This window comes from Marivita sp. (genome assembly GCF_051251565.1).
Classification (GTDB): domain Bacteria; phylum Pseudomonadota; class Alphaproteobacteria; order Rhodobacterales; family Rhodobacteraceae; genus Marivita.
Map to the genome: position 1 here is coordinate 40,984 of NZ_JBPOFB010000018.1, position 12,729 is coordinate 53,712.

The following is a 12,729-nucleotide window of genomic DNA, read 5'->3' on the forward strand; positions in this document are numbered from 1 at the left end:
GTTTCGCCACAATTCGAAGCCATGCACAAAACGCATAAAAACTATGCGAAAAGGGCAATTGTGGATGGCATTTTCCGCAACTAGATGCGCGGCAGACGAATACCTCTCCCCTTTTTCTCAAGGAACATGGCAATGGCCGCTTTTGACACATCCCGCCCCACCTACGCCGCAGGCCGCTCCGGCTTTGGCGCAATCGCAACATCCCTGATCGCTGCCTTCACTGCATGGAATGACACCCGTCAGACCCGCAATGCTCTCAGCGCGCTGAGCGATCACGAACTTGAAGACATCGGTCTGACACGCGGCGACATCAATTCGCTCTAAGACGATCCGTCTTTCAGTCAAAAAGCCGTGTCAGCGACCCTGACACGGCTTTTTTCTTTTGAGCAAAACATAAGACGATGGATCAGCCGATAACGTTTCCCAGCAATCGGGCCAGCGGTGCCGTGATGGGGTCAATCTGCATGATCAATGCGCCCATCTGCTCCACAAACCCGCCATTGCGCAAAACCTCAACTTGCTGAACGTAGCCTTCTTCGCCCAACAGCGTGACGATGCACGCCTTGAGAAAGAACAAGACGCCGATCGGCAGAAAAATCATGGAAAACGAAAACGCGTCCCTGATCTGACGATTGGGGCGGTGCGTGATAACACCATTTTTTTCAAGTTTTGTGACATAGCCACGCGACAACTGCCGATGGCGCTTAAGGACCTTGCGGTACCTTTCGTCGAACATGTCCTGTTGCTTGGTCATGTAAAGCAGCCTTTATTCCGGCCCCCACCGGATGTGTCAGGGATAGGGGCGAAATATGGCAGGAATTGGGCAAAACCTTCCGATTTTCATCAATTACGGCAGGAATTCGAAATAAATCGGAATTGTGGCGACTTCAGGAAAGTGATTTTTGCAGCGTTAGGGTCGTCCAATCACCAATCTCTTCGCGGTGCCATGTATTGATGCCGTTTTGTGCATAAACCGATGCCACCTCATCGCCTTGATCGTTCAAAAGCCCCGAAAGGATGGCGAACCCACCTGGCGCAAGACAGGCAGCCATGTCCGGGGCAAGGTCAATCAACGGCTGTTTGAGGATATTTGCGAACACCAGATCGAACGGGGCTGCCTTTTGCAATTGCGGATGGTCGAACCCCATTGCCTCAAGGCAGATGACCCGACCGTCCAACCCATTGGCAGCAGCATTGGCCTGCGCGACATCGACAGCGACCTCATCCATATCGCTGGCCAGCACTGTTTCCGGCCAGACCCGCGCCGCCGCCATCGCCAGAACCGCCGTACCGCAGCCGATATCAGCCACGTTGTGACAGACCACATCTGAGGTCAGCAACCGGTCCAGAGCGCGCAAGCAGCCTTGGGTCGTCCCGTGGTGCCCCGTACCAAAGGCCATCGCCGCCTCGATCAAAAGTGGCTCTACATCGGCTGGAACTTGGTCGGCGTTATGACTGCCATAAACAAAGAACCGACCGGCATGCACTGGCACCAGCTCGCGGCGCACCTTCGACACCCAATCGGTTTCCGGAAGTTCGGAGACAACAAAAGGCTTTGCCTGATGGGCCGCGGCCAACAACGCCAGCGCCACATCATCAGGCGCGTCCATGAAATAGCCCCCCACTTCCCACAAGCCGCTGCCGTCTTCGATCTCAAACACCCCCACGCCATAGGGTTCAGGGTGCAAATCTTCGAGCGCCTCGCCCAGTGCCTCGGCCATGGGCTTTTCCGACAATGTGGTAAACGCGGTGAAGGTGGTCATGCGGCGAAACTTTCTGAGTGAGAGGCAATGCCGTCCCTGTGCCACGAAGCCTGTCCTGCCGCAAGCTCACTCCGCCGGGGCGGTGATGTACGCGGAAAACACCGTTTCATTGCCCGGCTCGGGATGACGCGGGATCATCAGGGCCAAAAGCAGCGACACCAACGCCATGCCCGCCGCGAGTGCAAAGACTGACCCCGGTGAGATCAGCCAGATATAGCCCAAACCCGCCGGCAAAAAGACCGCTGCGATGTGGTTGATGGTAAACGCCACCGCCGCCGTGGGTGCAATATCACCCGGATCAGCGATTTTCTGGAAATAGGTCTTTAGCGCCAATGCCAGGGCAAAGAAGATGTTGTTGGCAATATAAAGCCCCGTGGCCAACATCACGCCCCACCCAAACCAGTAAATCCCGCCATAGGCGACAAACACGATGACCAGACCGATATATTCAAAGACCATCGCATTGCGTTCGCCGAACCGGTGAACCACCTGTCCGATAAACGGTGCAAGCACCATGTTGGCCACCAAGGTGATCAGCATAAGCTTGGTGACCTGATCCACGCCAAGGCCAAACCTTTCGACCATCATGAAGGCCGCGAACACAACAAAGATCTGACGCCGCGCGCCCGACATGAACTGAAGGGCGTAATAGAGCCAGTACCGTTTGCGCAGCACGAACTTCTTAAGCTGCGGATTGGGCGCCTCGAAATGCGGGATCATCAGGGTGCAATAAGCCACGATGATCAGCGTCAGCGCCCCTGACACCATGTACACGAAGTTATAGCTCAGGTCATAGACCCGCCATGTGACAACCAAAACGCCATACGCCACCAACGTCGCCGCTGATGCCGCCGACACAAGCAAGCCAAGCATCTGAGGCGCGCGGTCTTTGGGCAACCATTGCAACTGTAGCGACTGGTTCACCGTCTCGTAATAATGAAACCCGATCGAGCTTATCAGCGTGATGAACAGCAACCCACCCATAGAGGGAAAATACGCCGTCAACGCCGTGGCGACGCCCAGCATCGCAAGCGAGATCATCGCAAGCGTCTGTTCTCTGATAAACAGAATAACAGCGATCACACCAACAGCCAGAAACCCCGGGATTTCACGCACAGTATGAAGCCAGCCAATATCAGCGCCGTCAAACTGTGCCACTTCGATAACGAAGTTGTTCAGCAACGCTGACCATGTCGCAAAGGACAACGGCATGGCAATCGCCATCAAGAACAACAACGTCACGGGCCGTTTGTGGATCGGCAAATGGCGCGCTTCGGCAAGGGGGACAATCCGCTTCATAGCAGTCCCTTACGCCCACTGTGCCCTTTTGGCGAGTACCAAGCGAAGGCACTCCGCAACCTTTCATACACTCAGTTCATGGCTTTCCCTTTCTTCATGTTCCCGCAGATCGACGCCTGAACTCCACTCTGTCGGCAAATCCCTGACAATCCCTTAAGCGCCACCAATCTGATCCAAATCAAGGCAAACACATTCGCACCAGCGCATACATGCACAAACGAAACGCACCTAACGCGGAGAAATGTCATGGATCTTGTGGCGCTTGTTGACCGGATCGGCGAAGCACCAACAGCCGCGTTGTTCGGGCTGATCACCGGGATCGTCTTTGGCGTGGCCGCCCAGCGCTCGCGCTTTTGTTTGCGCGCGGCGACAGTCGAATTTGCCCGTGGCATGATGCAGGACAAGGTTGCGGTTTGGTTGCTGACCTTCTCAACAGCCGTCGTCTGGGTGCAGGCCGCCCAATTGTTTGGCCTGATCGACACCACCGAGGCCCGCATGATGGCCGTCCCCGGAAGCTGGTCTGGGGCAATCATCGGCGGGTTGATGTTCGGCGCGGGCATGGTTCTTGCACGCGGCTGTTCGGGCCGGTTGCTTGTGCTGGCCGCGACTGGGAACCTGCGGTCCGTCGTGTCTGGCCTGATCTTTGCCGTAGTCGCGCAAATGAGCATCACGGGCTGGCTCGCACCCATCCGTGATCAAATCGCGGGCATGTGGATCACCAGGGGTGGCCGCAATATGGATTTGTTAACCACGCTGCACTTGCCCGAGGGGTCCGGTCTGGTCTTTGGACTGGCCACAGCGCTGCTCGCGCTGGAACTGTCGCGCCGCAACCAGATCGGCTGGCAACGGCTTGTTTTTGCGTCAGGCGTGGGATTTGCCGTCGCCATGGGTTGGGCCTTTACCTACGCGCTCAGCCTTGTGGCCTTTGACCCCGTTCAAATCGAAAGCGCGACCTTTACGGGCCCTTCTGCCAACACGTTGATGTTCTTTCTGGATCGGTCATCGATCCTCGAATTCGACATCGGTTTGGTTCCCGGCGTTGTCATTGGGTCTTTCCTCGCCGCATTCGTGACAGGGGAGCTGAAATTCCAAGGCTTTGAAGGCTCCACACCGATGCGAAACGCCATGATCGGCGCCGCACTGATGGGGTTTGGCGGGATGTTGGCGGGCGGATGCGCCATCGGCGCCGGAGTCACCGGAGGGTCAATCTTTGCGGGGACTGCGTGGCTCGCCCTGTTCTGTATGTGGATCGGCGGCATGAGCATGGATCTGGTCATGGGCGGGCGTGGGCAGCCTGCGGCGGTCTGACAGGCACGCAGACTGCGCCAATCATGACCGGATGCGCCAGCCCGTCTTGAAGATCCACCAGATGATCCCGAGGCACAGCATGGTAAACCCGCCAATCGCAAGCAGACTTAACCCGATGGGCACATCCGCGATGCCAAAGAACGACCACCGGAAGCCGGACACAAGATAGACCACCGGGTTGAAGAACGAAATCGTCTGCCACACCGGCGGCAACATCGAGATCGAATAGAACGACCCACCCAGAAACACCAAAGGTGTCACAATGAGCAGTGGGATCAGCTGGAGCTGTTCGAAATTCCCGGCCCAGATGCCGATAATGAACCCGAACAACGCAAAGCTCAAACAGGTGAGTACCATAAACGCCAGCATCGCAAACGGATGCTGGATCGACAGATCCACAAACAGCGCGGAAGTCGCAAGGATCACAACCCCGATAAACAGCGCTTTTGTCGCTGCCGCACCGACGTAACCCAGAACAATTTCAAGAAAGTTAATGGGCGCGGACAAAAGCTCATAGATCGTGCCGATGAACTTCGGAAAATAGATGCCAAAGCTTGCGTTCGAAATCGCCTGCGTCATCACTGACAACATGATCAGACCGGGCACGATGAACGCGCCATAGGACACGCCCTCGACCTCGTCGATCCGGCTGCCGATGGCCGCACCAAAAACCACGAAATACAGCGAGGTCGAGATCACCGGGGACACGAAGCTTTGCAGCAAGGTGCGAAAAAATCTTGCCATCTCAAATACATATATTGCGCGGATCGCTTGCCAGTTCATGCCGCGTCCTCCTGATTTGTGACCAGTCCGACAAAAATATCCTCAAGCGTGTTTTGCCGCGTCTGCAAGTCGCGCAGCACAAGCCCCGCATCGCTGATGTCCCGGATCAGCGTGGCAATCCCAGTGCGGTCTTGGTTGGTGTCATAGCTGTAGATCAACACCTGACCGCCCTCATCAATGCGCAGCCCACGATCTGACAGCGACGCAGGCAATTCGGTCACCGGATCGTGCAATTCAATGCGCAATTCCTTTTGCCCCAGACGCGTCATCAGCGCGGTCTTTTCCTCGACCAACAGGATTTCGCCCTTGTTGATCACGCCAACGCGGTCGGCAATTGCTTCGGCCTCTTCGATGTAATGCGTGGTCAGAATAATCGTCACGCCCGCCTCTTTCAGCCCCGCCACAATGTCCCACATATCCCGGCGCAGCTCGACATCGACACCCGCGGTCGGCTCATCCAGGAACAGAACGCGCGGCTCATGTGACAAGGCTTTGGCAATCAGCACCCGACGCTTCATCCCGCCAGAAAGCTCCATAGTCCGATTGTCGCGTTTGTCCCACAAAGACAATTGCCGCAGGATGCGTTCCAGCAGGGCATCATCCTTGGGTTTGCCAAAAAGCCCGCGCGAAAACCGCACCGTGTTCATCACCCGCTCAAACGGCTCCAGATTGATCTCTTGCGGCACCAACCCGACAAGCGCCCGCGCGCCGCGGTAGTCGGTGACAACATCATGCCCGCCCACCGTGATCGTCCCAGAGGTCGCTTGCGTGATGCCGCAAATCGTGGAAATCAGCGTCGTCTTGCCAGCGCCGTTCGGCCCCAAAAGCGCAAGGATTTCACCTTCGTGAATATCCAAAGACACGGTCTTGAGCGCCTCAAACCCGTTTGCATAGGCTTTGCGGACATTGCTGATCTGAACCATCGGTTGCATTGGGGCGTCCTTTTGTCTGCGACAGACCCGTTACCTATCGCGCGGGCACGCAGACGCAATCCTTAAAGCCGTGCACCCATACGCACCCAATGTGCGCGTCGCTTTTGGACCTGACCTTAGTCGTCGTCCAGATTATGCACAGGTCATGACATCTCTTTCCGACAGCAGCATTGCCCGTGGCATCGCGTTGATCTGCCTTGGCGTCTTTGCCATTTCGATCAACGATCTGGTGATCAAAGCGTTGTCAGGCGGCTATCCGCTCCATCAGATCGTGTTCACCCGCACGGCCATCGGCATCCTGTTGTCCTTTGTCATGCTGCATCTTGAGGGCGGCCTATCGCTGCTGCGCACCTCGCAACCGGGGCTGCATATCCTGCGCGGGTTGACGCTGGTTGCCGCGAACATGACGTTCTTTGCTTCCTTGGCCGTCTTGCCACTGGGCCTGACCACGGCACTTTTCTTTGTAAGCCCGTTGTTCATAACGTTGTTCGGCTTTCTGTTCCTGCGCGAACAGGTAGGCCCACTAAGGCTTGGCGCGATTGTCTTTGGCTTTCTGGGGGTGATCGTCATGCAGGAGCCGTGGCAAAGCGGGTCAGAATATGGGCCGCCTTGGCTTTTTGCCCTGCCGGTGATCGCGGCAGCGCTTTATGCAGCCATGGCGGTGATGACCCGCGCACTTGGAGTCAAAAGCAGGGCCTCGGCACTCACCATCTACAACCAAGCGATGTTTCTCTTGGTGTCGAGCCTGTTCTACCTGCTTGTCGGGCAAGGACAGGCCGACCCCGGCCCAGATTCCCCCAGCTTGCATTTCTTGTTGCGCGCATGGACATGGCCCAGCGCCGAGGACTGGCCACTGTTCTTGGTTATCGGCATCTGCAACGGCATCGTCGCCTATTGCATCACCGCCGCCTACCGAATGGCCCCGGCCGCCAGCATCGCCCCGTTCGAATATATCGGCCTGCCGCTCGCAATTTTCTGGGGCTGGTTGTTCTTTGCCGAATGGCCCACCCCGGCAATCTGGGCGGGCTGTGCGATGATCCTGGGGGCTGGCCTGTTCGTGTTCCTGCGCGAACGTCAAAAGGGCAAGCGACACATCACAAAACCGCCCAGCGGCCAAGCGCGCTGACACCTCCGATCCCGGAGGTGCCAAAACGCGGCACCGCGTTTTCGTGGCTTAAAGCCCGCGCACCGTGTCGATCATCAGCTTGACGTTTTCCGGGTCCGCATCCGGCGTGATGCCGTGACCAAGGTTGAAGATATGCGGCCCGTTCTTGAGAGCCTCCACAACCTTGCGAGTCTCATCAACAAGCTCTTGTCCGCCGGTCACCATGTGGCGCGATGCAAGGTTGCCCTGAACACAGCCGCCGGGTTGCACATGCTCGGCCACCCATTCGGGTGTCACGCTGTCATCCACGGCAACACAATCGGCACCAGTCGCGGCATGGAAGCCGATATAGCTGTCACCGGCCTGACGCGGGAACGCAATCACCGGAATGCCCGGATGGCGGCGCTTGATTTCTTCGGTGATGATTTTCGCAGGCTGCAAGGCATAGCGCTGGAAATCCTCACCCTTGAGCGATCCCGCCCAGCTGTCGAAAATCTTGACCACTTCGGCCCCGGCATCGATCTGGGCGGACAGATAATCAATCGTGCTTTCGGTCAGGCGTTCGAGAATTGCCTCGAACAAAGCGCGGTTTTCGTCCTTGAGCGCATGGGCAGGCCCCTGATCCGGCGTGCCGCGACCCGCGATCATATAAGTCGCCACAGTCCAGGGTGCACCGGCAAAACCGATCAGCGTGGTTTCTTCCGGCAATTCACGGCGCAGGATGCGCACTGTCTCATAGACCGGGTTGAGCGTGTCATGGATCATCTCGCCACGGCCGAGCTTGTCGAACTCGGCCTGCGTGGTGATCGTCGACAAACGCGGCCCCTCGCCAGTGACGAACCACAGGTCCGCGCCCAGCGCCTGTGGCAACAAAAGGATGTCGGCAAACAGGATCGCCGCATCAAAGCCGTAGCGGCGGATCGGCTGCAACGTGACCTCGGCAGCCAGTTCCGAGTTATAGCACAGCGACAGAAAGTCACCGGCCTGCGCGCGCGTCGCGCGGTACTCGGGAAGGTAACGACCGGCCTGACGCATCATCCAGATTGGGGGGGTCGGCAGGGTCTCGCCAGCAAGGGCGCGCAGGATGGTTTTTGTCTGGCTCATCAGGTCTTTCCTTCTGTAATGCCTTCGGATCAACCGTAGAAACCCATATGTCAAGACAAGCATGGTTGTCAGGACAAGTTTACACGCCTAAAGATCGATTCATGACGAGAGATCTGCCCACACCCGCCCAACCCCTGAACATCGGCACGCGCGGTTCCCCGCTGGCGTTGGCTCAGGCACACGAAACCCGCGAACGGCTGGCCAAGGCGTTTGATCTGCCTTTTGAGGCCTTTACCATCGTTGTCATCAAGACCACGGGCGACAAGATCATTGACCGCCCGCTGAAAGAGATCGGCGGCAAAGGTCTGTTCACACGCGAAATCGAAGAGGACATGCTGTCGGGCAAGATCGACATTGCCGTCCACTCGATGAAAGACATGCCGGTGCTGCAACCCGAAGGTTTGTTGCTCGACACCTACCTGCCCCGCGAAGACGTGCGCGACGCGTTCATCTCGCCCGAATTCACCGGGATTGCCCAATTGCCCGAAGCGGCGATTGTCGGCACGTCATCGTTGCGCCGCCGTGCGCAATTGCTGAACCGGCGGCCCGACCTGAATGTCGTGGAATTCCGGGGCAACATGCAAACCCGCCTGCAAAAGCTCGATGACGGCGTGGCGTCCTGCACTTTCCTTGCAATGGCCGGTCTGAACCGCCTGCGCATGGACCATGTGCCCAAAACCGCGATCGACACCACGGATATGCTTCCTGCCGTCGCTCAAGGCGCCATCGGCATCGAACGCCGCGCCGACGACAGCCGCGCCACCGAGATGCTGGCCGCAATCCATGACACCAAAACCGGGCAACGCCTTGCCGCCGAACGCGCATTTCTTGCCGCGCTTGACGGGTCTTGCGAAACGCCCATCGCGGGTCTGGCGGAACTGAACGGCGACACGCTGCACCTGCGTGGCGAAGTGCTCCGCCCGGACGGATCAAGCGCGCATGCCGATGAAATCAGCGGCCCGATCTCGGACGGTGCCGCGATGGGCCAAGCGCTTGCGCGCACTTTGCTGGATCGCGCCGGTCCCGGCTTTTTCGACTGGCACGCGCACTAAACGCTGTGCCGGTCACTCCGGAACGGCAAAGGTCAGCGACGCCCATAGGCTTTCCCACACGGGATCGCCGTCATTTGTTGGCGTCAACGCCCGCAGCACCACGGCATCGGCCAGATATGCGTGTCCCGCCTCAACAGGCAGGGTCACGCGGCCATCGGCATCAGTGCGGTGCAACGTAACCACCACGGCACCAGACGGCGGCTTTGCGAACAGCTCGACTTGCACATCGGCGCGCGGTTCCCCCTGATACAACACCCGGATCGGTAACCCGTCGGTCATGTCGTCCTGATAAGGGTTCGCCTCGGCCACGATCTCGGTCTCAAGCCCCATGTCTGCATCTGCACCGGCACCGGACCCAACAGCGATCAGGCTTTTGGCGTAGCGGCTGTAAAGCTCAACAAAATTCGTTTCGGGCAAGCCCCGCGCGGCATGCTCTGTAAGAACGCCGGCAAAATCCTTATGCTCGACGAAATTCACGAACTTCTGCCAGTCACGGTAAGTCAACGTGTGATCCCGCGTCTGGTGGATCACCACACACAGACCATCCCTTGGGGCCTCAACCGTCAGCGCAGGCCGATCCCCGGCGCGTCCTTCGACCGAAGACAGTGCACCAGAACAGGCCAGATCAAAACGGTCGAAATTGCGCTCCAAGTAGCTTTGCTCTGCCCCGGCAAACGCTTCACCAACCCGCAGCCGCGCAGTAATCGTCCCCTCCGATGGCACCTGATATACCTCGGGGTCGATCCAGAACTCATGCGCGGCAACCGGCAAAGAGAGCCCCGCCGCAAACGTCAAGACAAGTGCGGCCCGCAGGGTCATGCGGATTTCACCAACTTGGCTTCGATCTCGCGGGCATATTGCGCCATGCGGTCCCGAAAGCGTGTGTTGATACGTGACCGGGCGAGCTTGAAAGACTGCACCAAAAGACGCGCGGACAGAGTTTTGGGCGACATCTTGAACGCCACAGTCACCCGTGTGCGGTTGGGCGACAAAGGCACAAGGTCGATCTGGGTCGTTGTCTCAAGCCCACCGGACGCGCCGGCAAATTGCAAATGCTGCGGCGCATCAAACTGCAAAAGCTCAACCGTTGCGGTGCGTTCCTTACCTCGAAAGCGAAATTGCGCTTCCCAGCCTTCCCCCGGTTTGGGCATCGGCGTGCGAAACTTGCGCCGCACATCTATCCCGCGCCGCAACGCCTGACGTTCAATCGCGTCAAACGCCGTCAGCTCAGCAAACACATGGTCTATCGGTGCGGCAACATCTTCTGTCGCGGTCACTTGCATCGGCTCGCCCTTGTCACAATCGATTGTGCTAGAGTTGCGTCATTCGACCGTATCGGCAAGCCAATTGCGCAATAAAAAATGCGCGATGGCCCCTTTTCGTGCAGGCAGCAGCCCCGGACGCAGCCCTGCAAGCGCGTCCATCACCTCTTCCCGGCTGACCCAAAGCGCATCCTCAATCTCATGCGGATCAATGGTAATCTCGTCGCTCAGCGCATCGCCATGACAGCCGAACATCAGGGACGCGGGAAAAGGCCAGGGCTGGCTCGATAGATAGCGTACATTGCCCACACGCACGCCTGCTTCTTCCCAGACCTCGCGGCGCACGGCGGCTTCGATGGTCTCGCCCGGCTCAACGAACCCGGCAAGGCAGGAATACATGCCTTCGGGCCAGCCCGGTGACCGCCCCAACAGCACTTTGTTGCCCCGCGTGATCAGCATGATCACGACCGGGTCCGTGCGCGGGAAATGTCCTGCGCCGCAGGCGGGACACACCCGTTGCCACCCGGCTTGCGTCACATCGCTTGCCACACCGCAGCGCGCGCAAAACCCGTGCGTGTCATGCCAGCCGATGATTGCTTTGGCGGTGGCCGCCAGTTCCGCGTCGCGCGGCGACAGCACGGTCATCACGGCGCGCAATTCGGCAAAGCCGTGATCTTGCGGCAAGGTCGGGTGCCGCTGTTCGCTTTGGTCGATGAACGCGCCCACATCACTGACATCCGCGGTGGGCGTCCAACCCGAGATATCATGCGCAAACCGTGCCGCACCGTCTTCCCGGCCAAGCAGAATCGGTGCGCTACGCGCCTCTTTCAGGATCGGATGGTCCAGCGGCAACCGCACGAGCACCCGCGCATCCGGCGCGCCTGTCAGCAAGGGCTTGCCCCGCCAAAGAAGAATGGTCCGAGACTCCGCATGCTGCAAAAGCGCTGCAACTTCAGGGACATTGCCCCTGATTTCGGCTGCGCGGTCCAACCCGGACCCGCCAAATGTCACCTGCTCTGCATTGCGCATTTTATTCACCGCCCTCTTGCCTGTGCCCGCGATTGCCACGCCAACGCGAAAAGAACAATGCGCACAGCGGCATTTACTACGACAGCGACTTGCAATCCTGCGCAGCCTCGCCTATCTGGGCGGTGAGAGGTTGGCGCGGGCGAGCACCTCGCCAACCCGGTCAGGTCCGGAAGGAAGCAGCCGTAACGAGCCACGCTTGGGTCGTTGTCCAGCCTCTCACCTTACACCCCCTTAGCGCCTTGAAAATGCACAAAACCCCAAGTTTCCAAGGGCGCATGCTACAAAATCTGCTACAAATTCAGCTACAAATCAGCCCCTAGAGGTAGGTATGAAGCACGTCCAGAAGGTGCGTGGTATATGGGTGGTCCGTGTTACGGTTCCGGAAGAATTGCGGGACATCATCGGCGTTCGAGAACTCGTGGAGCGCGGCTTGCCGAACGACACCAGACAGAGAGAACGCTTGGCTGTCGGTATCATAAATGGATTCTACGCACGTATCGAAGAGGCACAGGAGCAGCTTGCGACGCGCGGAGATGCTCCTGCCCCACATCTCTCTTCGCTGGCAAAAGCCCACTATCAAAGCAAACTGTCAGTCGACTCTCAGAAGCGGTCTGCAATGCCAACCCCCGATGTGATCGCTGCCGAGGAGCAGAGGATTTACGAAAGGATCGACAAGGGCGAAATCAGCATCTCGAATGGCTTCGCTCCGATGATCAACGCCATGACAGATCTTGAGCTGATGCGTGGTGCGCGAGATCACGATGCTCGCTTGCGCAAACGCAGGCTTGATGCCCTTCGTTCTGGCCTCGTAGCCCGAGATACCAAACTGGTTGAATCAGACCTGCGACGCCTCACGTCTGCCCAGAAGCTTTTGGGCGGGCCGGGTTCAACTCAATGGATTGATCTTGGGTTTGCGCTGATGCGCGCAGAGATCGAAGCCTTGGAGCGCACGATCGAGCGGGACGCTGGAGATTACGGGGGACAACCGCAAGATCCACTGCTGACGGAGCTGGAAGTTGGACCTGTCGCGGTTTGGTGCCGCTCCTTTGATAGCATAATGTGCAGCAAAGGAGACGAACTATGGGCACGGGA

General features: G+C 58.4%; 14 protein-coding genes and 1 other RNA gene. 6 read left to right on the top strand and 9 right to left on the bottom strand.

The genetic code is table 11. The features are described from left to right. Window positions 1-132: 132 nt before the first annotated feature. Window positions 133-324 (top strand): DUF1127 domain-containing protein, encoded by a 192-nt coding sequence (locus tag ACSHXH_RS16530; protein ID WP_435672898.1) that lies wholly within the window; start codon window positions 133-135, stop codon window positions 322-324. Window positions 325-406: 82 nt separating this feature from the next. Here ACSHXH_RS16530 and ACSHXH_RS16535 read toward each other — a convergent pair whose 3' ends face one another. From ACSHXH_RS16535 to ACSHXH_RS16545, 3 genes are all read right to left on the bottom strand, one after another. Next, the gene (locus ACSHXH_RS16535; protein WP_435672899.1) at window positions 407-754 is read right to left on the bottom strand and encodes a hypothetical protein; all 348 of its coding nucleotides are present in this window, start codon (window positions 752-754) and stop codon (window positions 407-409) included. Window positions 755-887: 133 nt separating this feature from the next. Further along, window positions 888-1,763 carry a 50S ribosomal protein L11 methyltransferase gene (locus tag ACSHXH_RS16540; protein WP_435672900.1) on the bottom strand — a complete coding sequence of 292 codons (876 nt, stop codon included), beginning with the start codon at window positions 1,761-1,763 and terminating at the stop codon, window positions 888-890. A gap of 66 nt (window positions 1,764-1,829) precedes the next feature. Beyond that, window positions 1,830-3,062 (bottom strand): MFS transporter, encoded by a 1,233-nt coding sequence (locus ACSHXH_RS16545; protein WP_435672901.1) that lies wholly within the window; start codon window positions 3,060-3,062, stop codon window positions 1,830-1,832. Between the two features lie 246 nt (window positions 3,063-3,308). On the opposite strand from ACSHXH_RS16545, the gene ACSHXH_RS16550 reads away from it, so the two are divergent. Beyond that, window positions 3,309-4,370, top strand: coding sequence for a YeeE/YedE family protein (locus tag ACSHXH_RS16550; protein WP_435672902.1), 1,062 nt, complete (start codon window positions 3,309-3,311; stop codon window positions 4,368-4,370). 21 nt (window positions 4,371-4,391) lie between these two features. On the opposite strand, the gene ACSHXH_RS16555 is transcribed toward ACSHXH_RS16550, so the two are convergent. Further along, window positions 4,392-5,153: an ABC transporter permease gene (locus ACSHXH_RS16555; protein WP_435672903.1), complete on the bottom strand. Its 762-nt coding sequence runs from the start codon at window positions 5,151-5,153 to the stop codon at window positions 4,392-4,394. After that, window positions 5,150-6,085, bottom strand: a complete 936-nt coding sequence (locus ACSHXH_RS16560) for an ABC transporter ATP-binding protein (RefSeq protein ID WP_435672904.1) — start codon at window positions 6,083-6,085, stop codon at window positions 5,150-5,152. The genes ACSHXH_RS16555 and ACSHXH_RS16560 overlap by 4 nt, the downstream gene beginning before the upstream one ends. Before the next feature lie 145 nt (window positions 6,086-6,230). On the opposite strand from ACSHXH_RS16560, the gene ACSHXH_RS16565 reads away from it, so the two are divergent. Then, window positions 6,231-7,211, top strand: a complete 981-nt coding sequence (locus tag ACSHXH_RS16565; protein ID WP_435672905.1) for a DMT family transporter — start codon at window positions 6,231-6,233, stop codon at window positions 7,209-7,211. 48 nt (window positions 7,212-7,259) lie between these two features. On the opposite strand, the gene hemE is transcribed toward ACSHXH_RS16565, so the two are convergent. Beyond that, window positions 7,260-8,294: a uroporphyrinogen decarboxylase gene (hemE, locus tag ACSHXH_RS16570; RefSeq protein WP_435672906.1), complete on the bottom strand. Its 1,035-nt coding sequence runs from the start codon at window positions 8,292-8,294 to the stop codon at window positions 7,260-7,262. Window positions 8,295-8,395: 101 nt separating this feature from the next. Here hemE and hemC point away from each other — a divergent pair, with 101 nt between their 5' ends. Next, on the top strand, window positions 8,396-9,346 hold the full coding sequence (gene hemC, locus ACSHXH_RS16575) for a hydroxymethylbilane synthase (protein WP_435672907.1): 951 nt from the start codon (window positions 8,396-8,398) through the stop codon (window positions 9,344-9,346). 12 nt (window positions 9,347-9,358) lie between these two features. On the opposite strand, the gene ACSHXH_RS16580 is transcribed toward hemC, so the two are convergent. Genes ACSHXH_RS16580 through nudC form a run of 3 tightly spaced genes read right to left on the bottom strand, consistent with a single transcriptional unit; the run spans window position 9,359 to window position 11,637 of the window. Next, complete coding sequence (locus tag ACSHXH_RS16580; protein WP_435672908.1) at window positions 9,359-10,165, bottom strand: DUF4198 domain-containing protein; 807 nt, start codon at window positions 10,163-10,165, stop codon at window positions 9,359-9,361. Continuing rightward, window positions 10,162-10,629 carry an SRPBCC family protein gene (locus tag ACSHXH_RS16585; RefSeq protein ID WP_435672909.1) on the bottom strand — a complete coding sequence of 156 codons (468 nt, stop codon included), beginning with the start codon at window positions 10,627-10,629 and terminating at the stop codon, window positions 10,162-10,164. Before ACSHXH_RS16585 ends, ACSHXH_RS16580 begins: the two co-directional genes overlap by 4 nt. A gap of 39 nt (window positions 10,630-10,668) precedes the next feature. Beyond that, entirely contained in the window at window positions 10,669-11,637 is a 969-nt protein-coding gene (nudC, locus tag ACSHXH_RS16590; RefSeq protein WP_435672910.1) for an NAD(+) diphosphatase, read from the bottom strand. Window positions 11,638-11,760: 123 nt separating this feature from the next. Between nudC and ffs the strand changes: the two genes are divergently transcribed. Together ffs and ACSHXH_RS16600 are read left to right on the top strand one after the other, a co-directional pair. Continuing rightward, window positions 11,761-11,859, top strand: an RNA gene (gene ffs / locus ACSHXH_RS16595) — signal recognition particle sRNA small type. 106 nt (window positions 11,860-11,965) lie between these two features. Next, on the top strand, window positions 11,966-12,729 hold a 764-nt coding region (locus ACSHXH_RS16600; protein ID WP_435672911.1), incomplete at its 3' end, for a hypothetical protein.